General features: G+C 35.4%; 18 protein-coding genes. 5 read left to right on the top strand and 13 right to left on the bottom strand.

The features are described from left to right. Positions 1-58: 58 nt before the first annotated feature. The 4 genes from AC3WTA_RS24810 to AC3WTA_RS24795 form a co-directional block, all read right to left on the bottom strand. Positions 59-1108, bottom strand: coding sequence for a M42 family metallopeptidase (locus tag AC3WTA_RS24810; RefSeq protein ID WP_000930033.1), 1050 nt, complete (start codon positions 1106-1108; stop codon positions 59-61). A gap of 149 nt (positions 1109-1257) precedes the next feature. Continuing rightward, on the bottom strand, positions 1258-1584 hold the full coding sequence (locus tag AC3WTA_RS24805) for a nucleoside triphosphate pyrophosphohydrolase (protein WP_001277355.1): 327 nt from the start codon (positions 1582-1584) through the stop codon (positions 1258-1260). 17 nt (positions 1585-1601) lie between these two features. Beyond that, the gene (locus AC3WTA_RS24800) at positions 1602-1919 is read right to left on the bottom strand and encodes a YjcN family protein (protein WP_000720144.1); all 318 of its coding nucleotides are present in this window, start codon (positions 1917-1919) and stop codon (positions 1602-1604) included. A gap of 114 nt (positions 1920-2033) precedes the next feature. Next, positions 2034-2822 carry an enoyl-CoA hydratase gene (locus tag AC3WTA_RS24795; protein WP_070168444.1) on the bottom strand — a complete coding sequence of 263 codons (789 nt, stop codon included), beginning with the start codon at positions 2820-2822 and terminating at the stop codon, positions 2034-2036. Positions 2823-3131: 309 nt separating this feature from the next. Between AC3WTA_RS24795 and AC3WTA_RS24790 the strand changes: the two genes are divergently transcribed. Next, positions 3132-4511 carry an O-antigen ligase family protein gene (locus AC3WTA_RS24790; RefSeq protein WP_070168443.1) on the top strand — a complete coding sequence of 460 codons (1380 nt, stop codon included), beginning with the start codon at positions 3132-3134 and terminating at the stop codon, positions 4509-4511. Positions 4512-4647: 136 nt separating this feature from the next. Here the strand turns inward: AC3WTA_RS24790 and AC3WTA_RS24785 are convergent, their stop codons facing one another. Together AC3WTA_RS24785 and AC3WTA_RS24780 are read right to left on the bottom strand one after the other, a co-directional pair. Continuing rightward, the gene (locus AC3WTA_RS24785) at positions 4648-7131 is read right to left on the bottom strand and encodes an S-layer homology domain-containing protein (RefSeq protein ID WP_098632612.1); all 2484 of its coding nucleotides are present in this window, start codon (positions 7129-7131) and stop codon (positions 4648-4650) included. Positions 7132-7675: 544 nt separating this feature from the next. Further along, complete coding sequence (locus AC3WTA_RS24780; RefSeq protein WP_098632614.1) at positions 7676-9514, bottom strand: S-layer homology domain-containing protein; 1839 nt, start codon at positions 9512-9514, stop codon at positions 7676-7678. Between the two features lie 263 nt (positions 9515-9777). On the opposite strand from AC3WTA_RS24780, the gene AC3WTA_RS24775 reads away from it, so the two are divergent. Next, positions 9778-11211 carry a glycosyltransferase family 39 protein gene (locus tag AC3WTA_RS24775; RefSeq protein WP_098632615.1) on the top strand — a complete coding sequence of 478 codons (1434 nt, stop codon included), beginning with the start codon at positions 9778-9780 and terminating at the stop codon, positions 11209-11211. Between the two features lie 13 nt (positions 11212-11224). Here AC3WTA_RS24775 and csaB read toward each other — a convergent pair whose 3' ends face one another. Beyond that, positions 11225-12313: a polysaccharide pyruvyl transferase CsaB gene (gene csaB, locus AC3WTA_RS24770; RefSeq protein WP_098632617.1), complete on the bottom strand. Its 1089-nt coding sequence runs from the start codon at positions 12311-12313 to the stop codon at positions 11225-11227. 127 nt (positions 12314-12440) lie between these two features. Next, on the bottom strand, positions 12441-13961 hold the full coding sequence (locus tag AC3WTA_RS24765; protein ID WP_098632619.1) for a putative polysaccharide biosynthesis protein: 1521 nt from the start codon (positions 13959-13961) through the stop codon (positions 12441-12443). A gap of 251 nt (positions 13962-14212) precedes the next feature. Here AC3WTA_RS24765 and secA2 point away from each other — a divergent pair, with 251 nt between their 5' ends. Together secA2 and AC3WTA_RS24755 are read left to right on the top strand one after the other, a co-directional pair. Then, on the top strand, positions 14213-16576 hold the full coding sequence (gene secA2, locus AC3WTA_RS24760; RefSeq protein ID WP_098715470.1) for an accessory Sec system translocase SecA2: 2364 nt from the start codon (positions 14213-14215) through the stop codon (positions 16574-16576). Between the two features lie 13 nt (positions 16577-16589). Continuing rightward, positions 16590-17468: an accessory Sec system S-layer assembly protein gene (locus AC3WTA_RS24755; RefSeq protein WP_098632623.1), complete on the top strand. Its 879-nt coding sequence runs from the start codon at positions 16590-16592 to the stop codon at positions 17466-17468. A gap of 72 nt (positions 17469-17540) precedes the next feature. On the opposite strand, the gene AC3WTA_RS24750 is transcribed toward AC3WTA_RS24755, so the two are convergent. Together AC3WTA_RS24750 and AC3WTA_RS24745 are read right to left on the bottom strand one after the other, a co-directional pair. Beyond that, complete coding sequence (locus AC3WTA_RS24750; protein ID WP_000278032.1) at positions 17541-17900, bottom strand: hypothetical protein; 360 nt, start codon at positions 17898-17900, stop codon at positions 17541-17543. A gap of 218 nt (positions 17901-18118) precedes the next feature. Next, the gene (locus tag AC3WTA_RS24745; RefSeq protein ID WP_098632626.1) at positions 18119-19633 is read right to left on the bottom strand and encodes a SulP family inorganic anion transporter; all 1515 of its coding nucleotides are present in this window, start codon (positions 19631-19633) and stop codon (positions 18119-18121) included. Between the two features lie 152 nt (positions 19634-19785). On the opposite strand from AC3WTA_RS24745, the gene AC3WTA_RS24740 reads away from it, so the two are divergent. Then, a complete protein-coding gene (locus tag AC3WTA_RS24740) occupies positions 19786-20256 on the top strand; it encodes a hypothetical protein (protein ID WP_087979590.1) in 471 nt (156 codons plus the stop codon). Positions 20257-20283: 27 nt separating this feature from the next. Here AC3WTA_RS24740 and AC3WTA_RS24735 read toward each other — a convergent pair whose 3' ends face one another. The 3 genes from AC3WTA_RS24735 to AC3WTA_RS24725 form a co-directional block, all read right to left on the bottom strand. Then, the gene (locus tag AC3WTA_RS24735; protein WP_492333065.1) at positions 20284-21840 is read right to left on the bottom strand and encodes a fatty acid--CoA ligase; all 1557 of its coding nucleotides are present in this window, start codon (positions 21838-21840) and stop codon (positions 20284-20286) included. A gap of 205 nt (positions 21841-22045) precedes the next feature. Next, a complete protein-coding gene (locus AC3WTA_RS24730; protein ID WP_002007015.1) occupies positions 22046-23536 on the bottom strand; it encodes a coproporphyrinogen III oxidase in 1491 nt (496 codons plus the stop codon). 142 nt (positions 23537-23678) lie between these two features. Next, the coding region (locus AC3WTA_RS24725) for an LPXTG cell wall anchor domain-containing protein (RefSeq protein WP_492333064.1) at positions 23679-24030 on the bottom strand (352 nt) is incomplete at its 5' end.

The following is a 24030-nucleotide window of genomic DNA, read 5'->3' as shown; positions in this document are numbered from 1 at the left end:
AAATGAAAAGCTGATTAAAAATAATATTTTTAATCAGCCCTCTCTATTTTCTATGAAATTATTCTTCAATTAAATGAGACATTACATATGCATATACTAACGCTTCTGTATGTACAATCGAACTTTCATGTGTGCGCTCAAATGCATGAGAAGAATCAATACCCGCTCCAATTAATGCATGTTTCACATCAAATCCAGCGCGAATCGCAGCTGATGCATCCGATCCATAGTACGGATAAATATCTACTTTATATTCAATATTGTTCGTTTTCGCAAGCTCTACTAAATGTTTACGCAGTGCATAATGATACGGACCACTAGAGTCTTTTGCACAAATAGATACAGTATACTCGTCAGATGCTTGTCCATCACCTAGCGCTCCCATATCAACCGCTAAATATTCAACCGTTTCTTCTGGAATGTTAGAGTTACCACCGTATCCAATCTCTTCATTATTAGAAATTAAGAAATGCGTTGTATATGGTAATGTTATGTTTTCATCTTGTATTCTCTTAATTAATTTTAATAAAATCGCAACACTTACTTTGTCATCTAAATGACGTGATTTTATGTATCCACTCTCTGTAATTTGAACGCGCGGATCGAATGAAACGAAGTCTCCTACTTCAATTCCTAATTCACGTACTTCATCAGCTGAAAAGACACGCTCATCAATACGAACCTCAATATTTTTCTCGTCACGTTTCGCTTCACCTGCATCTTTATATACATGCACAGATGTTTGATGCATTAAAATCGTTCCTGTATAAGTCTTACCGCTTGATGTTTCAATTTCGCAATATTCCCCCTCTACAGAGTTCCAGCGAAATCCGCCAATCATAGAAAGACTTAGACGACCGTCAGGCTTAATTTCTTTCACCATCGCCCCTAACGTATCAACGTGTGCCGTTAATAAACGGTGCTGTGCATCATTTTTCCCTTTTACCGTTAAAATGAGAGCGCCTTTATTGTTACGCTTCGTTTCTACGTTCCACTCACTTACATAGTTTTCAATAAAACGAATGATTTTCTCTGTATTTCCAGACGGACTTGGAATAGAGACAAGCTCCTTAATAAGTTCCATCGTTTCTTTCGCATGATGTGCCATTGTCGTTTCCTCCTCATTTTCTCTACTATTCAGTATACCGAATTTACTATAAATCCTCTACTAATATAGTTTAATTTTCTAAATTATATTAAAATTCACTTTAACAAAAAAACATAGCGTTATTCATGAACACTATGTTTTCTATCAAACTATTCTTCTGACACATCTAATAAATAAATGCCTCTTTCAAACCCACCGCGCTCTATTTCTTTTTTCTTACGAAGACGTTCTATATCTTCAATTGTTGCACCTTCTGCACGCGCTAAAGAGATAATTACTTCCAGTGCATCCGCAAGAGAATCAAGCGCATGTTCACGTTCTTTCATAGAAGCGAATTCACGAATTTCTTCCGTTCCAATTTTCGCTAAAGCTTGTATGTATGCGTGTCCTGTTAATTTTTGAGCTGTATATGTTTTTCCAGACCTTAAAATCTTCTCTGGAACACGATCTCTTACTAACTTGTTATATGCTGACATCATTCAACCTCCTATATTTAATAACATCCGAGCTCTGCTTTATAGAAAAACCATTTTTTCTTCACGCACGCACTAAGCATATCAATTCCTGATCCATGTGCCCTTACGTGTGGAAAGAAATAGTGCTCTGATTCTTCTTCCTTACCATATAAAGTTTGGTACTCAGCTGGAATTGCTTCTTTTTTCACATCGTTTTCTTTCGTCACCTCGCCAGAAAACGCCACGCTTGGATGTCCTTCAAAAAAAAAAGCAGTTCGCACCGCCATAGATGGTGTACTATGCAAAGCGTAATATGCTATTACAATCATGCCGATCACACCGATAATTTTCTTCATACATTACTCCTTAAAAAAAAAGTGCTAACACAATTATACTAAAATGTGTTAGCACTTTCTCCCCTTTACCTTAAATTAACCGGCAGTAATACTACCATTAATTAAAATTTCACTTTATTCCCCTTTAAATGCTGGCAAACGTTTTTCTAAAAATGCCGCAATACCTTCTTTATGATCCGCTGTTTGTCTCATCGCATATTGGCCGCGTTTTTCAAGCTGCAATGTTTGTTCTAAATTAGAGCGGTTTACTTCACATAAAATTTGCTTCGTTTGAACCATCGCTTTGATCGGCTTTTGTGACCATTCACTAATTTTTTGCTTCACAGCCGTTTGGAAATCCTCACTGATTACTTCATCAATTAAGCCGATATCAAGCGCTTCTGTTGCTGATAATTTCTTTCCTTCCCAAATAATTTGCTTCGTCATATTTTCACCGACACGCTTTTGAAGGAAGAAATGGCCACCGCCATCTGGAATTAAAGCGATTCCAATAAAGTTCATCGCAATAATTGATGAAATATCCGCCATCACATAGTCAGCTGTTAATGCAATGCTTAATCCAAGACCAGCAGTTGGTCCATGAATGGCACTAATAACAAGCTTCGGCATCGTATATAAAGTTACAACAACTTCAGAAATAGTGTTCATAATACCATCAAACTTGCTTTCATCATTACTTGAAAGCATCGATTTAATATCTCCACCCGCAGAAAAACCACGGCCGTTCCCGCATAGCACAACAATATGCGCAGAACTCTCCGCTACTTCTTTCAGTTTTTGTAATAGCTCTTTTAACGTTGGCTCATCTAATGCATTTAACACCTCTGGGCGATTGACCATAACCGTTGCAACGTGCCCTTCATATTTCACAATGACAGATTCTGTTTTACTTGTTACTTCCATTATATATACCCCTCTTTTCTACATAAAGATTATACTTATATAATTATAGAAAGGAAGTGAAAAACCCTTCTTTTTTCTTAATTTTCTGTCTAATAATCACATAATTTGTATATAGCCTCGTATAAAACATACAATTCCGTTGAAAAATATAGCAATTAAAGTCGGTTTATCCATACTTTTCATCTATTTACCATTACAATGAAATGGTGTATTCTTAAGTTTGATGTAAAAAATTAAATATAGAAATTCATTCTCCTTCCTATTAATATAGAGGTGCTGAAATAAAGGAATGAAGAAATGGAGGAACATATGGTTACTAAGTTAAAACAGACGGATAACTCCTTCCCGCATTTCCTACTGCTATTCATTGTGTTTCAACCAATCTTAGATTTATTAACGTCTTTTTCAATCTATGTATTACACATGAGTGCAACAGTCGGAATCGTAGTCCGTTTCGCCTTTATGCTTCTTGCATTAGGTTATCTACTTCTTCACCATAAACAACAAGGTGCGAAAAAATATATTCTCTACTTATGTCTCTTTGGCATCGTACTCGCAATCGGCCTTGTGAATAATTTAATGGTAAAATCTCCAGTTTCATTTGGAGAAGAAGTGAAATTCATTTTAAAAAGTGTATATCCAATTGTACTACTGTTTGGATATATTATCGCACTAAAAAAATTAAAAAATAACGAATATGCGTTTCATAAAATCATTACGTATTTCTTATATGCAACGTTAATTTTAAGTATTTCAATCATTGCGGCTATGGCAACTGGTACAGATTTCCCAAGCTATCCGAACTCAAAGATCGGTTCAAGAGGATGGTTCTTTGCTGGAAATGATTTAAGTTCCATTTTCGCAATTATGTTCCCAATCGTTGTCTTATACTCGGTTCATAAAACAACTTCTTTCTCAAAAGTGTATTACTGGATTCCAACTGTACTTGCGATGTATGCAAGCATTATGATTGGAACGAAAGTAGGCTATGGTGCCATCGTTATTACACTTGGTATCGCCCTTTTCTTCTTATTCATTGAATACATGATACATCGTAAAAAAGAAGGAAAAGGATTCACATATCTTGTAAACACAGTTGTTGCTGCTGTCGTATTAGGAGGGTTACTCGTACTTACACCGCAAACTCCTATCGCAAAAAACATGAGCATCCATTTACAAATATATGAATACAAAAAATCAGTACAAGAAGAAAAAGACCGAAAAGAAGGAAAAGTAATTAAAGACGAAGAACATAAACAAGGCGAACTAACAGACTCTGAAATGAAAAGTTTAATTTACAGTGATCGCGACAAGTTTTTAAAAGTATACAAACAATACTATAAAGAAGCACCACTATCTCAAAAACTATTTGGAATGGGATACGCTGGTAACTATACAACGAAAATGAAATTGGTCGAAATGGATTTCCACGACCTATTCTTCGCATTTGGTATTGTCGGATTCCTTATGTACTTACTACCACTTCTTTATTTCGGTATAAAAATATTCATTCGCATCATCACAAACTTCAAAAAACTATTTAGCGTAAAACATATGCTATTAGCTAGCACACTCGTCTTATCGCTCGGAATCGGCTTTATGTCTGGACACGTACTAACAGCGCCAGCCGTAAGTATTTTCTTTACTGTCATACTTGCTTATATGGTTGTTGATTTGGAAATTGAATAGCAAAAAAAAGGTGCTCCAAAGAGTCAGTTACACTGGCTTCTGGAGCACCTTTTCTTATACTTATAAATAGAAAAAATAAAAAGCGTTCAAAAGTAGCTATTCAGCTACCTTTGAAACGCTTTTTTATCATTATATATTACTTAATGATGTTTTTAACAGTAATGCTTTCGAAAGCAGCTAGTGGGTTACCTTTTTCATCAGTAACTTTAACGCCTTCTTTAGCAGGTTTTACTGTAAGAGTTTTAGCAAGTTCTTTGCTGTCTAATGCACGGTTGAACGTGAATGTAACTTTAGAACCTTCTACTTTAGTTTTAGTTCCATCTACAGTAATTTTATTTTCTAACTCAGCAGCATTTTTACCGTCAAGAAGAACGATGAAGTCTGCAGCGTCAACATTTTTAACAGCTTCGCTGAAAGTTAATTCTAATTTCTGACCGTCTACAAGCTCAGCTTTTTCTACTGTTGGAGCTACGTTTTCAGTAATTTCAACATATAGATTAGCATTTTCACCAGCTTTTGCTTCTACAGCTTTCGTGCTATCTTTAACACCGTTTACAGATACAGCATATTTACCAGTAGCTTCTACTGAATTAGCTTTTAATGTAAGTTTTACTGTAGCACCTTCGCTAGTATTAGCAGTTAATACAGCTTTTTCTACTTTTGCACCTTCGATTGCATAGTTTGCTGCATTTGTAGCTGAAGCACCGTCAACTTGACCAGCAAATGTAATGATTACTTCATTGTTTGTAGTTGTAGGAGCTACGCTGTAAGTAAGTCCTTTAACTTCATTTTTAACTGTACCTACATCAAAAGTAAGTGATTTTGCTTTTGTTGCATTAGCAGCAGTATCTTTAGTAAATCCTGCACCTAAATCAACTGTCCATTTTCCAGTTGCTAATTTTGATAAATCAACTTTAACAACTTTTTTGTTTTTGCTGTCTACTGCAGCTGTAACATCAAAGTTAGGTGTTGTAGTTACATAATCCTTAACTAAAGTACCTGCTTCTGGAAGTTTTGTAGGGTCTAAATCTGCTACATCTTCATTGTAAGTTAATACAAGAACTTGTTTGTTATCTTCAGTTACAACTTCATGCTTAACTAGTTCTGGAGCTACTTTATCTTCTTTAAGAGTAACAACTACTTGTTTTTTGTAGTCTTTCTCTAATTTAGCACCAACGCTATCAGCTGTACCAGCTTTAACTGCGAAATTATTGATTCCATCTACTAAGTTAGCTGTTACGTAAGCAACTTTGCTGTTTTCTTTATCTAGTTCAACTTTTGTTGCTGGAGCGCCATTTACAGTAACACCATCTTCTAATGCTGTTGCTGTAAATTCTTTAGAGAATGTTACTTTTAATTGGTTGTTAGAAATAGCTTCTACACCTGTTACTTGTGGTGCAGTTTTATCGATCGCTTGTTTTTTAACTTTTACTTTTGCTGGGTTTGGAGAAATTAAGTTACCAGCAAAGTCAGTAGCACCAACGATTGTTACTACAGCTTCAGTGTTTTCTTTAACTGCAGATAAATCGATAGTTGCGAAGTTGTCGCCTGAGTTAAATAATTTTAAAGTTGCACCTTGTGTTCCAGTTACTTTACCGATGTCTTTAACTGGCTCAGAGAATAAAACTTTAGCAGTGTTTACATCTACATATTCTACACCTTTAACTTCTGGGCGAGCTGTATCTTTGTAAGTGATTACTTGTGTAAATTTGCCAGTTTTTACTTTAGCATCAGCTTTTGTTGCAACTGGGTTTACAACTAATACAACGTCTTTAACATCGTTTAAGTTTTCGAAAGTTACTACAGCAGTTTTGTTGTCACTAGAAACAGTGATATCTGTAGCATCTTTACCTTCTAAAGTGAATAATTTTAAAGCTTCAGCTTTTTTAGCTGCGTCTTTTGTATCGATGTTAACTTCAGTACCGAATTTAACTTCTACTTGTTTAGCATTGATTGGAGTTGCAGAAACAACTTTTGCTTCTGGTTGTTTGTAGTTCATTGCATTGTAAATGAACTGAGCAGCTTCCTCACGAGATACAACTTTGTTTGGTTGGAATGTGCCATCACCGTAACCAGAGATAAGACCTAGGCTTGCAAGAGTCTCGATTGAAGATTTTGCAGTTGCCCAAGATAAACCGTCAATGTCATTGAAAGTTTTCTTGTTGTTTTCATCAGCTTTGAAGCCGTATGCGTTAACAAGAATTTGTGCCATTTGTGCACGAGTTAACTGATCTTTTGGTCCGAATTTATTGTCGCCAATACCAGCCATGATTTTGTTAGTTTCAGCAGCTGAAACGTATTGAGCATACCATTCATTTACATCTACATCTGTAAATGAAGTTTTTGTTGAATTAGGTTTAATGTCTTTCGCTTTTACCATGAAAGTAGCTACTTGAGCACGAGTTACATCTTGACCTAAACCAAATATGCCGTCCTCCATACCTGAGATGATTCCTTTTGCAGCCATTTCATTGATTGCTTTTGTATACCACTGACCACTTGGAACATCTTTAAATGCGTTTTCTTGTGCAGATGCAGCAACTGGAGCTACTACTCCTGCTACCATTGCAGCTGTCATTGTACCAGCCATTAATTTGTTAAAAGACTTATTTTTTGCCATTGATTTATTTTCCTCCTTGAGAAATATAATACTAGCTTTAGAAATATGTATTTGAAAAACTAGTGATTTACTAAATTCATATATTAATCTACAAACACTTTTTGAAAAATAGTAGTTTATTAGCCATAATAAATACTATCTTTTTCCAAAAAGTTAAACCATGTATATAATACGTCATAATTCTTTTTTTTAAAAGAATTTCTTATCGCATAATTCGACAAATTTAAAATGTTTGTCGAATTATATATTTATCAACTTTTCTAATATGTAAACGTATATACATCGCTTATATTTAATATACAAATAGCATTATAGCACATAATATAAATGAAATGATAATTTACACTCTTTAAAATTATCGACACTCTTCGACAATAATGCACTTTATTTTTGTTATTTTGTCGAATTTTTTGTTATTAATTTCTATATAATGGGATTGTTTTCGTATAAATGTTATTAAATAGCATTTAGTTCATTTATTGATTTTATTCGACAAATAAAAAGACTGATCATCTAAGTGATCAGTCTTTTTGTTTTTTCTTTATTAGTGTTTTACGTACTCTACATTTTCTTTTACAACATACGCTTCATTTACAGCAGGATCATCAGAAATGATTTTAACCCACGCTTGTCCATTTATCGTTTCTTCGCCTGTAATTGTAACAACTTTATTTGCCGCTAAGTTATACAGTCGTTCATTCGACGTACGAGGATCTTTTTTCACTTCTACCTTGCTTGTTACACGTGCAAGTTTATATTTGTTGTACTCTTTTTTACCTAAGTACGAATCAAAACGGAACATATGCCCTGCTACTTTTTTACCCCAGTTTGCATCAGACGCATAGTTCATATTTATACCACCAGCTTTATCACCTGTATACGCTGCTGTATAACGCCAATGTCCTGGATTTAAATACCATTCATTCATATATACTTTTGCAGCATCTTCAATACAATCTTCTTTTGAATTGAATGTTTTACCTTTACCATATGGATTATCATCCGTTGCATTTAAGCCAAATAAATTATTTTTATCTCGCGCAAGTTCACTTGTTCCATACTGACTCTCATGAGCTGCTAATGAATATAGGAATAATGCATTTACATTATACTTGCTTTCTACTTCTTTAAATTTCTTTCCTAAACCGATTAATGGGGAATCTGCTCTAACTGATTTTATATAACTATCTAATTGTTCTGCCGTGTACTCTGTTTTAGAACGTAATGATAAGTAATTAAAATATTGATAGAACGTTTCATTTCCAAATGTTTTTCCATCTATACTCTCCATTTGTTGCCCTGGTTTCATAAAGGCAGGTGCCGCACCGTATCTATATCCTGTATAGCTCGGCTTCTTTTCAAACTCATAATATCTATGATATAAATATCCATCATTGGCAACATAATAAGTTGATTTTTGCATTTCTTTTTCTGGAACTAAAGTGACTTCGTTTTTCTTCACATAACCTGTTAAATCAGAGAGTTGCACTTTCACACGATCTTCTCCAACTTCTAACACTTTAAATTCTGTTCCATACTCAAGGTATGTATATACTGTTTTTAAATTTTCACCGTAAATATTAATTGTATTTCCAGTAACTCTCTTCGCAGTTGCAAAGCCATCTTTAATCCATACGTATTCATTTTCATACTTCACTGCATTGATGCCTTTATTTTGTGCAGCTGTAACAGCTTCTTTATATGTAGTGTAACGCTCTACTACTTTCCCGGCATCATTTAACAACACATAATTCTTTGTTTCTACAGGCGTCTCTCCACCACCAATTTTATTAAGCATTAAGTTCAGCATCGCCGAAGCCATACCTCTTGTCGCTGATAGATGCGGTCTAAACGTATTATCTTCTGGATAACCTTTAATAATCCCTGTAGCTACCATAACTTGTACATGTTCTTTATAGTTAATACGATTCGTATCAGCAAATGTAAGCGGACTTACAGTTACGTTAACCTTTTTATAATCTAGCGCCTGTTTTACCATTACGGCCATTTCTTCACGTGTAATCACATCATTTGGTGCAAAAGTCTCAGGACTACGCCCTTTAATAATTCCCGCTCCGAATGCTCTACTTACACCGTCATATAAGCCGTATGTTTTTGGCACATCATTAAAATTCGAATCTGCTTGTGGAAGTTGTAATGCTTTCGCTACTAATGTAGCAAACTCTGCTCTCGTTATCTCTTTGTCAGGTAAATACACATCATTTCCATATCCTGACATAATCCCTTTATTAATAAGAGTACGCATATGCTGCTCAAATAGATGACCTGTAATATCATCACTCGCCGCATAACTTGAAATAGGAGTTAAAAGCAATGACCCCGTTAACGCAACTGCTGTAATACCTTTTGAAAATTTCTTCACGGTTATGTAATCCTCCTCGTAATCAACGAATTTATCATTCCAACACCGATTATATACTAATTATATAAACATGATAAACAAAAATTAACATACAGCCTTTTGAAAATAAGTATTTTATTATATTAAAATATTATATATCCTACTAATCTCCCTATGTACTCCATTCCTTTTACAACCGTAAAATCCTTTATGATATAATGACGTAGTTATTTCTGTTTATATAGAAATAACTACAAAGATATTACATACTACGGAGGATCATTATGCCTAGATTATATGCATTTGCATTTAAATCACTGCAAATATTAACATTGTTATTTTTTGTAATGACTCTTATATACTCATTGCAATTTTTAATAATTGAACCGAAGTACGACCATCCCTATTTCCTTATAGTGGCACTTATAGTCGTTTTAATCGGTATTATATTCATGTCTATCATCGTGAATCGATTTTTCACTCAAACACAATTTATCATCTTTATTTGTCTACTAGCGTTCACACTTCGTCTTGCATGGGTGTTAACAGTTCAAACAAATGTCGTACAAGATTTCGAACAAATGTATAACGGAGCCGTTGATGCAGCACATAACAATTTCTCATTCGCGGACAAAGCATATTTTACTACTTGGGTATATCAATTAGGCTTTACAATGTACCAAGCTGGCGTCATCAAATTGTTTGGCGAAGGTGTACTAGCGATTAAATTATTAAACATACTGTACTGCACTGGTATTACGTACTTTATATATCGCATAGCTACGCATCTATTTAACGAATTTAGCGGTAGAGTTGCCGCACTTATTTTCGCAACCTATATTCCTAACATTATGATGACTTCTGTACTAACAAATCAGCATCTCGCAACAGTTCTATTCTATGCTGGTTTTTATCTTCTCGTAAAAAAAGGAATCTCGCATTCATATGCGTGGATATTTGTTAGTATTCTTATTGCATTTGGCGATATTATGAGACCGATTGGTATTGTTATTTTACTAGCTCTCATTCTTTTCTTACTGATCACTCATATAATTGGTGATCAGCCACTGAATAAAAAAATGGTTGTATCGAAGCTAATTGGCATGATTGGGATTTATTACATCGTACATTTCATCTTTAGCTATACATTAATCTCTACAGGGGTTACACAATATCCATTATCTAGTCGAGACCCTTATTGGAAATTTGTAGTCGGATTCAATACTGAAACAACAGGTGGATTTTCTTTTCCTGACCATAAACTTGTTTTTCAATATCCGATTGGCGAGGAACGTTTCGAAATTGAAAAACAGCTCATTAAAGAAAGAACTGCCGATAAAGGACAACTATTATTGTTATTCAAAGATAAATTTAAAGTTATGTGGGGAGATTATGACGCAGCCATTTATTGGGGATTAGAAGGACATCCAAAACCCGAATTATCAAAATTACTGTGGACGTTAGAAAAATTATGTTACGTAAGCATTTGCATATTCGCTTGCATAGCTTCCATCAAAACGATAAAAGAACAACGAAATAAAACGTTACTGTTCTTCTCATTATTAATTTTAGGGTATGTAGGCGTGCACTTCTTCATCGAAATTCAATCGCGCTATCGCTACTTTATCATCCCGGCATTTATGATTATACAAGGGTACGGTGTCTATCTTATTACACAATATATAAAAGAAAGATTTCAACGTAAAGAAATACACTAACAAAAAAAACACTCTACTTTTTCTGTAGAGTGTTTTTTTCTATATGATAAATAATTTTCTGAGCCGCTTGTTCTCCTTGCAGTTGCAGCTCATCCACTCTTCTTTGCAGGGATTGTTGTATCTCTTCATGCTGCGTCACTTGCTTTTTCGCAATTTTATATAAATCGTCTGCACTCCAGTCTCCATCCACACTTCCTATAACCGGTTGATTCACTTGTCTTAAAAATGAATCGATTTTTGGATCGTATGAAATTCCAACCATCGGTGTTTTCGCGACAGCCGAAAAAATAAGAGCGTGAAGACGCATACCAATTAAAAGGGTACATTCTGATAAAATAGATATTTTCTCATCAATATCCATTTTATATGGAAGCATATACGTCTCTTCTCCCATTAAATCCACTACATCACGCGAAGCATTTTGATCAAACGGACCATGCATCGGGACGAATAAAATTTGGTACCCTTCTTGCTTTAATTTTTTTAAAGCCATCGCTAACTTTTTTATATAATCTTCTTTTGCATTCCAGTGACGCACACTCACTGCAATTATTTTCCCATGCAGAGAATGTTTTTGTAGCCAATCTGATTGTTTTTTTCGTTTCCATGTTAAAACTGGATCTGGAACAAGTTCAATATCCCTTTTCATGCCAAGTTCCTTTAAGTATAAAAATGAATCCTCATCGCGAACTGATATATATGCAGCTTTCGACAAATGCCATTTCACTAATAGTCGATTATGCCTTTTTGTGATCGGACCTATTCCTTGTGAATAAATGTAATACGGTTTTTTTAGCATACGAGCAAGCCACATAATACCCGTATAGTATAAAATACTTTTTATACTCGTTTTATCTTGGAGGAGGCTCCCTCCACCACTAATAAGCCCATCACTTTTTTTAATTGCATCATAAACCGATTTGATACTCCAACGATCCACCGCTTCTACTCCGTACATTTTCCTTGTATAGTCAGGGTCATTTGACAGCACAACGAGTTCAATATTCGGATTCTCTTTATGTAACGATTCAATAATCGATTGTAGAATAGCCTCGTCTCCAACGTTATAAAAACCATAATATCCTGATAAAACTAACCGCACTCTTAATCTCCTCCAACATTTGGTAACCAATCATTTCATCTATCATTGGCACCAACTCCTTACCTAAAAAAGCATCTTCACAATAAGCCCGTCCGAATTCCAATCCTTACATTTCGTAGTTCTATATTTATCTTTTCAAAAATGGTATTTGTTTTGTTGATATCCAGTTTAATTTCAAAGCACATACCGCATACAAAATTATTGCAATAGCGAGTGCTATACCACTATATAATAACGCAATAATTCTTGAAGATGTAACATCTATCATAGTAGATAGTTCATATAATCCTAATCCTAAAATACAAGATACACCTATTACAATAAAAAATCTCCCTATATGAACAGAATAGGAAAGATATTTTCGAATGTACAGATGATTTACGATACAGATTAACACATATATAATCAATGTACTATAAGCCGCTCCATCTATGCCAAACTTTTTTGTTAATACTATGTTTAAGAAACATTTCACAAAACTTGCGCCGATAACAATCCAAGCAGCTTGGGCAGAGCGGTTAATTCCTTGTAAAACTCCTATTGATAATACCATAACCGATGTAAAATACGAACTACCAATCATAACAGCTAACATACTGCTTCCTTTCGCATCTGTAAACAATCCCACATTTAACGGAACCGTTAATGCAATTAACCATATCGTTAACGGGGCTGTTAGCACATGCATAATTGAGTTCGTATTTTGAACTGTCGTTTTTGCTAAATTCATATCTTTTTTTGCTAGCGCAGACGTTAATAATGGTATTAATGGAAATACAATTGCGCTTGCGAAAACAACGATTAATTGTGTAAATGCAGAACCACGGCTATATATACCAAATTGCGCTTGAATTTCGGCTGACGATCCTTGCAGCACGTGCGGCACTGTTAACGAATCCACCAAATTTAAAAGTGGCATGGATAAAGCTCCAATAGCAATTGGAATAGATACTTGCAATATTTTCTTTCCATCTTTTTTCAAATCTTGCAGTGAATACGAGTTGCTCTTATATCGGTATGAACTTTTATTGTACGTCATACGTAAATATATAAGCGAACTTATTACTCCAAGAAAAGATCCAACCATTGCCCCACTAGTAATAACAGCACTACTTTCATTCCAATATACTAATATATAAGCGATGATTAACATAAAAAATACTCGTACAAATTGCTCAATGACTTGTGAAATCCCCGTCGGTTTCATATCACCGAATCCTTGAAAATACCCACGATAAACCGCCATATATGGTGCAACGAGTAACGCCGATGACGTAACTAGTAAGGGCACCCTCGTTTCTTGTCCACCAAGCATACTTGCCATTTCAGTAGAAAATAATATAATCACCAAACATCCAAATGCACCAAAAGCCATTCCTATAATCGATGCAGATTTAAATAATTTTGCAATTTCTGTTTCTTTATTTTTTTCTTTTAACTCTGCGATCAGTTTTGAAATTGCTAGCGGAACACCAGCTACTGACAATGTGAGCGCAATCATATATACAGGAAACACGAGGCGGAAAATACCAAGCACTTCATCCCCTGCAATATTTTGTAACGGAATTTGAAAAAAACTACCAAGCAATTTCGACAAAAAAGTTGTAATTGTTAAAATTGCCGCACCTTTTACAAACTTCTTATTCATGTACCTTCTCTTTTCTTTTTTACATATATTCTTAAATGTATTGTTACGAATTATAGAGACCATATTTTATCTCATTAAATTATCATACCAAATTTCTTATATATTGAATACTTTCTTTTTTACAACAAAACGAAAGTATTCTTACTCACAAAACGATTTCACTCAAACTTCCTACCACTTTCCATTTCTACTTTTTTCTAGTATAACTATACTATAATGTATCTATTGTCAGTAAGAGGAGTGTTACAAGAATGCTGAATTCGGTCAAGAAGTTGTTGGGAGATTCACAAAAAAGAAAGATTAAAAATTATGAACAACTTGTGAATGATATTAATCAATTAGAATCTGTAATGGAAACATTATCAGATGATGAATTATGTCAAAAAACTGCTACTTTTCAACATATGTTGCAAAATGGAAAAACAGTTGACGATATAAAAATAGAAGCATTTGCTGTCGTTCGAGAGGCTGCAAAAAGAGTTCTTGGTCTTCGTCATTACGATGTACAGTTAATCGGCGGCCTTGTATTACTAGAAGGAAACATTGCTGAAATGCCTACAGGAGAAGGAAAAACTCTCGTTTCCTCTTTACCTACGTACGTACGTGCTCTTGAGAAAAAAGGCGTTCACGTTATTACAGTAAATGATTATTTAGCGAAACGTGATAAAGAATTAATTGGACAAGTCCATGAATTTCTCGGCTTAACAGTTGGATTAAATACGGGGAAAATGGCATCTATTGATAAAAAACAAGCTTATGAAGCTGATATTACATACGGAATTGGGACTGAGTTTGGTTTCGACTATCTTCGCGATAATATGGCATCATCTAAAGAGCAACAAGTGCAGCGCCCATATCACTTTGCTATTATTGATGAGATTGATAGCGTTTTAATTGACGAAGCGAAAACACCTCTTATCATTGCTGGAAAGAAATCAAGTAGTTCTGATTTTCACCATTTATGCGCAAAGGTAATGAAAACCTTCCAAGATACAGAGCATTATATTTTTGATGCAGAAACAAAAACATGTAGTTTCACAGAAGATGGCATTACAAAGATTGAAGACTTATTTGATATTGATAATTTGTATGATTTAGAACATCAAACTTTATATCATTATATGATTCAAGCATTACGTGCAAATGTTGCTTTCCAACTTGATGTAGACTATATTGTCGAGGATGAGAAGATCATGCTCGTTGATATTTTCACAGGACGTATTATGGATGGTCGTTCTTTAAGCGATGGATTACACCAAGCGCTTGAAGCGAAAGAAGGCTTACAGATTACAGATGAGAATCAAACACAAGCATCTATTACAATTCAAAACTTCTTCCGTATGTATCCGTCATTATCTGGTATGACTGGTACAGCAAAAACAGAAGAAAAAGAATTTAACCGTGTTTACAATATGGAAGTTATTTCAATCCCAACGAATCGCCCTATCATTCGCGAGGATAAACAAGACGTTATATACGTTACTGCTGATGAAAAATATAAAGCGGTCCGTGAAGAAGTACTACATATACATAAAAAACAGCGCCCTATTTTAATTGGTACGATGTCCATCCTTCAATCTGAAACAGTTGCACGTTATTTAGATGAAGCAAAATTATCTTATCAACTATTAAATGCAAAAAGCGCCGAGCAAGAAGCTGATTTAATTGCCCTAGCCGGGAAAAAAGGGCAAATTACTATTGCTACAAATATGGCCGGACGCGGAACTGATATTTTATTAGAAAAAGGTGTTCATGAGCTTGGTGGTTTACATGTAATAGGAACAGAAAGACATGAATCTCGCCGCGTTGATAATCAATTAAAAGGTAGAGCTGGTCGACAAGGTGATCCTGGAAGTTCCCAATTCTTCCTTTCATTAGAAGATGAGATGATTCAACGTTTCGCAGGTGAAAAGGTAGATAAATTAAAAAAATCACTTAAAGTTGATCAAGATGGTCTCATTCTAACTCAAAAAATTCACGATTTCGTAAACCGTACACAATTAATTTGTGAAGGCGGTCATTATGGAATACGAGAATTCAACTTAAAGTTAGATGATGTGACTAACGATCAACGAAATGTCATCTATAAACTTCGTAATAACCTTTTAAACGTAGAAACAAATATGATAGAGACTGTCATCCCAATGATTGAACATGCGGTAAATACAGTGGCACAAAGATATGTAATAGAAGGTATGCTTCCAGAAGAATGGGATTATGTAAGTTTAACAGAAGAGATAGAAGCCTTATTATCAAACGAGGAAATCCCTTCATTATCAGCAAATAATGTCCACTCTATCGAGGATTTACATATTTTATTAAAGGATAGTATTTCAAATTATGTAGAGCATGTGAAAGCTTTAGAAAATAATACGGGTGCACAACACGCATTACGTCAATTAGGTCTACACTTCCTTGATTCAAATTGGACAAATCACTTAAGTGCAATGCAACATTTAAAAGAAGGTATTGGACTAAGGCAATATCAACAAGAAGACCCAATACGCCTTTATCAAAAAGAAGCTCTTGAAATTTTCTTACAAACGTATAGTCATTTCGAGAAAGAAATGGTTTTATATCTTGCACGATACTTAAAAGTTCCACAAAATGTATAATGAGGTGAATTACATGTTATCATTTTTAAAAAGAGGAAAGAAAAAAGGAAAAGATACTGTCGTTTCTAGTTCTCAACTATTAGGTGGAGAAGAAACTTCACTGAAAAGTAAAAACGTAAAACCTACGCTTTACTTCCACCCTTCATGGGGCGAGGTTGCACAAGAACAAAAATATATTTATCAATTTTTACATAAGTCATTACCTAGCTTACAAGAAAATCAAATTTCATTGGCTGGTATCGAGGCTGAACGACGTGATCACACGTATTACATTACAACATTCATTCGAAATAGTGTCACGCAACCTATTTCGTTCGAAACAATTACTTTGTTGCTATTAAATAAAGACGATGAGATTTGCGCACGTAAAACATTTGATCTATCAAACTTAGAAAACATCCCTTCCAATGTGAATATGCCATGGACATTTACCTTTGAAGAATCTACAATGACGGATGCTAAATTGTCTGCTGAAGATTGGCAATTAGCATTTGAATTTGATAAAGAACATACTTTAGATTTAGATCCTGCTTGGGCAGCACAACTAGCAGATTCTGCGAAAGAAAAATTAAAAGAAATCGTTGCAGGCCTAACACCTCCTAAAGAAAACGAACTTAATTTCTTAGGATTACAAGCTCGTCTAGCCGAAAATAATGGTTTACATACAACGATCTTATTACGTAATGGTCACAACCGAAATATTACAATAGAACAGCTGCCTCTTCACATCTCAGATGCGACTGGAAACGTCATTGCAACAGGTAGCTTCAATCTGAAAAACTTTGAAATAAAAGCAAATTCAACAAAACCGTGGACATTTACTTTCCCTACAACTGTAGTAGCTCAACAAGATATTGATTTATCAACATGGACTGCATTTGTTCCAAAATAAACAAAATAAAAAACAAGTCGTATTTTCTTCCTATACGACTTGTTTTTTTATGTACAATGTTATGTAATTCAACTACAAACGTTCAATATGATACGCTGCTTCCAACTTACAAAAATCATCTATATTATTTACTTCGTGATCTTTTAAAATTTTTAATTGCTCTTCAGTCGGCTCTTCATTAATAAGCTCGTTAATTTTCTCATTCACTTTTACTGCTAGCGCTTGATGGAAATCTGGATGTTCTTTCAACTTGTCATCCACTTTATTAATCCAAGTTGATTTTGTATATAAATATTGTTTCCACTGTTCAACAAATTGTTGTATGTCAAACTTTTCTTCGTTCCATTCAATTTCTTTCATATACTTCTCAAAAGAAGCAACGATTGAACGTGTAATCCCGACTTTTACTCCATGTGGTAACTGTTTGTACATCAAATATTCCCTCCAGCTTAAAGCGATTTCTTTTCAGCGTAAAGAAATCTTAAAATTCTTACACTTATTACGATAGCATACTGCTAATCTAAAATGTTACTATACTGCTAAGTGTAGCAATTGTCAACAGACGTATAACATCTGGATATTCAAATTCAATACATACACATGCGAATAATCAGAAACCCTCACATTTTATCACGTGAGGGTTCTTATCTCTAACTTGTTTTTGCCTTTAAGAATTGTAATTGTTCCCTCTGCTCATTACTTGCCATCGTCACGATTATTTGTTCAATACTCGGATGCAATTGCTCAAGTGTCACACTCGCGCCCGCTTTATCCGATTGCTCAACAAAATTTAACAATGCCATCGCTCCTGATACATCCATATAGCGCACATCTTTCATACGTAAAACAACTGGAGACTTTACGTCTTGTAAAGTATGAAAAACACGATCCACTGTTAGGAAAGAAAGTGGACCTTTAATTTTATACGTCGCTTCCTTTTCTTTTACAATAGAAGCTTTACGTTCTTTACATTTCACCATGTATATAAGGAACGAAAGAATAATACCGAATGCAACAGCGATCATTAAATCAAACTTCACTGTGACAACCATCGTTACGAGCATAACAATGACATCACCTTTTGGTGCTACATGCATTTTCTTCATGCTTTCCCAATCAAACATGCCAATACCAGTTAAAATTAAAATACCTGATAATACAGCAAGCGGAATGTATTGTACGACCGATCCAAGTCCCATAATGAAAATAAATAATATAACACTATGCATACATGCCGAAAGCGCCGTTTTACCACCGCTTCTTATATTCACGATAGATCGTACAGTCGCTCCTGCCCCTGCTAATCCGCCAAACAACCCGCTCATCATATTACCGATACCTTGTCCGACCAGTTCTTTATTACTTTTATGACGTGTACCCGTCACATTATCCATTACGACCGATGTTAACAACGAGTCAATCGATCCTAATAAAGCAATACTAAGCGCTGGTAAAATAAGTTCTGCGATGCCTGTTCCACTTAAAGATGGAATATGAAGCGTCGGCATCGCTTCTGGAATCGTCCCAATCTTTTCAATCACCTTATTTAATGACAAGTTTCCGATAATCGGCAACTTCACTGTAAGCCCTTCTAACGCAGAAGAAAATAAAGGAAGCAAAGCCGTCACACCAACTAATGCAACTAAACTAGATGGAATAGCCTTAATCCATTTTCCAGAAACAATCATTACAATAATCGTTAATACTACGAGTAGAAAACTATTTTGCACATGCTTTATTTCACCTAAAATAATAATTAATGCGATTCCGTTCATAAATCCTGAAACGACAGGATACGGAATATATCGCACGTAAGAGCCAAGCTTACATACACCGAATAAAATTTGAAACAGTCCCGCCATCATAAAGGCTATAAAACTCGCCTCTAACCCGTGCGTCGCAATAACCCCTGTTGCAATAACCGTAATCGGTCCAGTTGGCCCGGTAACCTGCCCCGGTGTACCACCAAATAACGCCGCAAATAAACCTGCAAAAATCGCACCATACAATCCGACTAGTGCTCCCTCAGACGTTCCCGTTGCAGCAATACCAAATGCAATGGCAAGTGGCAACGCAACAATCGCAACAGTAAAACCTGCTAAACATTCCTTTGCTATTTTTTGAAACATATAAATAACCACCTTCACATTAAGTCCACGTTCCATTGTACACCTAAAAGAATACATTCGTTAGTCCACTTTTTACAGTATCGTGACGTAAACGTATTCAATTGTAAACTCACGCCGCATCTTTGGAAACCATTGTAACTGTGCTATAATAGATAAATTAAATCTTTTATTATATATTTGGAGGCACTATGCTAACTTTTGAAGAAAAATTATCGATTATTGAATCTTTCCCTGAATTAGAAAGAAAGAACGTATCATTAAAACGCGTGAACTTTCACTTTGAAGAAAGTCGTTTAGATAAAAAGAACGTTGTATATCATTTACATCCAAACGGAAACGGATTTGTATATGCAAACTTCATTAAAGGTTATAAAACTGATGATAAAGGCATGATTAACATCCGTGAGTTTTCAGAAGAAGAACTGCGTTCATTAATTGAAAAAGTAATTGAACGTCTATCACAGGAGCCAGAAGAAATTGTTACATCAATGGAACCTGCTGCAGAAGAAGAATGGAAGAACGAAGACGGCCACATCCTAACTCTTATTCAAGAGGATGATATGTGGAACGTGTACGCTGGTGTAAACTTAGACGGTACATTCAACTCTTATCCAGAAGCTGCGGAATACCTTGATGAAGAAGGGTTTTCACGTAAATAAAAATAGAAAGTGGGTATCCCCCACTTTCTATTTTTTTGCTCCTTTTAAAGACTCTCTAAGCACAAACTTCTGTAATTTTCCACTCGCATTACGAGGCAGTTCATCCACAAATAAGTAATGACGTGGACGTTTATAATCTGCTAATTCATCACTTTCTTTACAATATATTTCCAAATCTTCTTCTGTAATCGCTTCATCTTTCTTTACAACAACAGCCACAACACGTTCTCCCCATAATTCATCTGGCTCACCAAGCACCGCAACATCTAATACACCAGGATGACTATGAAGGAAATCTTCAATTTCACGTGGATAAATATTAACGCCTCCGCTAATTACCATATCATCCACACGATCTGCGACGAATAAATAGCCATCTTTATCGAAGTAACCTAAATCACCAGAGTGATACCATCCTTTATACATCGATTTGGCATTTGCTTCTTCTCGGTTATGATAACCAGCCATCATAGTTGGGCCGCGCAAAATAATCTCTCCTACTTCATAAGGAGGCAATACATCATCTGGCTCTGCTGGTGCATCTTCGTTCGGTTTTACAATGCGAATTTCATGACTAAAGCATGGCGTGCCTGCTGAACCTGCTTTCGTAATTTGATCCTCTTCCACGAGGAACGCAACAACTGGTCCCATTTCTGTCATTCCGTAAATTTGTACAAGATCAATATAAAGACGTTCTTTACATTCCTTCACTAATGCTGGCGCCATCGCCGCTCCGCCATATATACCAATCTTCATCGACGTTAAATCGTACTGTGTTAAATCTTTTTGCAGTAACATATTCCACATCGTCGGTGCTGCAAAAAACGTCGTAATCTTCTCTTCTTGAATCGTATGTAATACTCTATCCGTATCAAAATGATGCAAAATAACATTCTTTCCGCCAACTTGAATGCGCGGAATGATTCCAGCATTTAACTCGCCGCAATGATATAAAGGTGCTACAACAAGTCCGGCACTATCTCTATTATATTTTAAGAAATACGTACAAATCATACTATGCTCAGTCATTTCACGATGACGATGCAATACGCCTTTCGGATGACCTGTCGTACCGCTCGTATACAGCATAGAACAATAATCCATTTCATCAATTTCGATATCTACTTTGTCAGAAGATGCCGCATTAACTTTTTCATGGTAAGAACTAGCATAGGAAGGTGTATCGTCTTCTACATACCAAAAAGACGAATTTGGAAAATCTCGTTCAATGATAGCAACAGTTGATTCAACTGCTTTTTCAAAGACTACTACTTTCGAGGCTGCATCTTGAAGGATATAAGATAATTCTTTTGCTTTTAAACGGAAGTTAATCGGGTTAAAGATCGCCCCAATTTTCGCACAAGCTAAGTAAACGTTTACAAATTCACGGCAATTATATAAGTAAACAGATACAGTATCTCCCTTTCTTACCCCTTCTTTCAACAGAGCTTGCGCCGTTTTATTTATTTGCTCATCCCACTGTTTATATGTCCAGCAAATATTTTTTTCCGGCTCTACTAACGCCTCTGTATTCGGATACTTACCAACCGCTAAATCAAATATTCTCCCTATCGTCATGTACATGCCAACAATTTCCCCCTTTTCTCTTTCATAAATCTATCATTTCGTCCATAAGTAGACATTGTCCTCTAATAATTTGACTAATTTTTCTGATTATTATCGACATAGTTTTACAAACAGTGTGGTCTCTTGGTAAATGAAATTATAGCAACTTACTCACAACAATATAAAAAAGAGGCTGTTCCAAATCGGAACAACCTCTTTCTTCTTATACAAATAGCTCTTCTAAAATTTTCAGTTTGTCTTCTGTATATTTTACGAAGCCATCGTTATATGATTTTGGATCTTTCGGATTTGCGAAGTGCGTAATTGCACCTGTCTTCGGATGAACAAATTTACTTGATGCACCACAACCAAGTCCAATAATCGATTGAACTTCTTCCATAATAACAATGTTATAAATACTTTCTTGCGTCGGCATTGCATAACCAACGTTCTCTAAGTTACCTAAAATATTCTTTTGACGATATAGGTAATATGGTACGTAATTATGCTTTTGCGTCCACTCTTCTGCTTCATGCATCATCGCTGTAATTTCTTCGCGACCTGCTACTTTATATTTACGTTTGTTTTGCGTCATTTCAGAAGCACGTTTGAATGATAACGTATGAACTGTTAACGATTCTGGCATTAACTTTTCTGTCTCATCTAACGTGTGCTTGAAAATATCTAACCCTTCACCAGGAAGACCAATAATTAAGTCCATATTAATATTGTTCATTCCCATTTCACGAGCTAAGTGATACTTCTCAATTGTTTCTTCTACAGTATGATGACGCCCAATTGCTTTTAATGTCTCTTGATGGTATGACTGCGGATTAATACTAATACGGTCAATGTTCCATTTATTTAACACTTCTAGCTTCGCTGGCGTAATTGTATCTGGGCGACCTGCCTCAACTGTTACTTCACGCACATTTTTCACATCTGGGAACGCTTCATACATTTCTTCATACAGCATATCCATCTCTTCTGCTGTAATACTTGTCGGTGTACCGCCGCCGTAATAAATCGTCGTAACTGTTACACCTTTTTCTTTTAAAAACTTACCAATTTCACGAACTTCATAATGTAAACCACCTAAGAATGAATCAACAGAGCCTTGGCGTCCGTTAATTGCATACGCCGGGAATGTACAATATGCACATTTTGTTGGGCAGAATGGAATACCGATATAAATACTTACTTCCTCTTTCAAACGGTATAAATCCGGAACTACCGCTAATTGGCAATCCACAATACGCTGAAGAAGTTCAATTTTCTCTTCATGAATTAAATAGCTTTCACGAAGTTCTTGGTGTGCTTCTTCTTTTGACATACCACTTTGAAGCATTTTATGAAGAAGTTTCGTCGGACGAACTCCTGTTAAAATGCCCCAGCTTTGTTCAAGACCAGTTAACTGCTGAAGAACAGAAAGATATACATAAGAAACAACGTGCTTCACTTGCTTCATACGCTCTTTTTCATCTGTGAAAGCAGATAAATCTTTTGCGAAAGTTTCTTCATACACATTTCCAGTAGCAACATCTGTTAAACGAGCTGATGCTTTCACATTCTCTTCAATGTGTATATCAACGATAAGATTTGCTTCCTCTTGTTCAAATCCAATCGTACTATCTTCAAAAAATAAGCCGCCAATATTTTGCAGCGGACGTAAAAAACGATCATCTTGTAGCGTTTTAATTGAAATTAACAACATTATCACCTTTTCATTTGCAAACTCTCTTTAGTTTACTTGAAGGGCGTTTGCAGGTCAATACAGAAGGTTTTACCTTATTTCTTCTATTTAAAAACTAAAAGGCAGAAGAGATGACATTTCTCTTCTGCCTTTTATAAATCTATTAGCTATTTTTAGTCATAAATCTTAAACGCATTCCTAATAACACAAGAATTACACCTATAAATGGAAGGTAATTTGTATTATGCCCTGTAGCTGGAAGTTTTTGATCATTGGAACTGCCTTGTTCTTTTTCTGGTAAGTTAGGCTCTCCTACTTCTTCACCTGGTTTTTCTGTTTCCTCACCTGGCTTCTCTGTTTCTCCACCTGGTTTCTCTGTTTCCTCACCTGGCTTCTCTGTTTCCTCACCTGGCTTCTCTGTTTCTTCACCTGGTTTTTCTGTTTCTCCACCCGGCTTCTCTGTTTCCTCACCTGGCTTCTCTGTTTCCTTACCTGGCTTCTCTGTTTCCTCACCT

The sequence above is a fragment of the Bacillus sp. EB106-07-01-XG149 genome (assembly GCF_058791555.1).
This window is presented reverse-complemented; position numbering and strand designations above follow the sequence as displayed.

Bases quoted from the DNA above. Each gene is read 5' to 3' on its own strand.
- AC3WTA_RS24810 (WP_000930033.1), bottom strand. From the start codon at position 1,108: ATGGCACATCATGCGAAAGAAACGATGGAACTTATTAAGGAGCTTGTC.
- AC3WTA_RS24805 (WP_001277355.1), bottom strand. From the start codon at position 1,584: ATGTCAGCATATAACAAGTTAGTAAGAGATCGTGTTCCAGAGAAGATT.
- AC3WTA_RS24800 (WP_000720144.1), bottom strand. From the start codon at position 1,919: ATGAAGAAAATTATCGGTGTGATCGGCATGATTGTAATAGCATATTAC.
- AC3WTA_RS24795 (WP_070168444.1), bottom strand. From the start codon at position 2,822: ATGGAAGTAACAAGTAAAACAGAATCTGTCATTGTGAAATATGAAGGG.
- AC3WTA_RS24790 (WP_070168443.1), top strand. From the start codon at position 3,132: ATGGTTACTAAGTTAAAACAGACGGATAACTCCTTCCCGCATTTCCTA.
- AC3WTA_RS24785 (WP_098632612.1), bottom strand. From the start codon at position 7,131: ATGGCAAAAAATAAGTCTTTTAACAAATTAATGGCTGGTACAATGACA.
- AC3WTA_RS24775 (WP_098632615.1), top strand. From the start codon at position 9,778: ATGCCTAGATTATATGCATTTGCATTTAAATCACTGCAAATATTAACA.
- AC3WTA_RS24765 (WP_098632619.1), bottom strand. From the start codon at position 13,961: ATGAATAAGAAGTTTGTAAAAGGTGCGGCAATTTTAACAATTACAACT.
- secA2 (WP_098715470.1), top strand. From the start codon at position 14,213: ATGCTGAATTCGGTCAAGAAGTTGTTGGGAGATTCACAAAAAAGAAAG.
- AC3WTA_RS24755 (WP_098632623.1), top strand. From the start codon at position 16,590: ATGTTATCATTTTTAAAAAGAGGAAAGAAAAAAGGAAAAGATACTGTC.
- AC3WTA_RS24750 (WP_000278032.1), bottom strand. From the start codon at position 17,900: ATGTACAAACAGTTACCACATGGAGTAAAAGTCGGGATTACACGTTCA.
- AC3WTA_RS24745 (WP_098632626.1), bottom strand. From the start codon at position 19,633: ATGGAACGTGGACTTAATGTGAAGGTGGTTATTTATATGTTTCAAAAA.
- AC3WTA_RS24740 (WP_087979590.1), top strand. From the start codon at position 19,786: ATGCTAACTTTTGAAGAAAAATTATCGATTATTGAATCTTTCCCTGAA.
- AC3WTA_RS24735 (WP_492333065.1), bottom strand. From the start codon at position 21,840: ATGTACATGACGATAGGGAGAATATTTGATTTAGCGGTTGGTAAGTAT.
- AC3WTA_RS24730 (WP_002007015.1), bottom strand. From the start codon at position 23,536: ATGTTGTTAATTTCAATTAAAACGCTACAAGATGATCGTTTTTTACGT.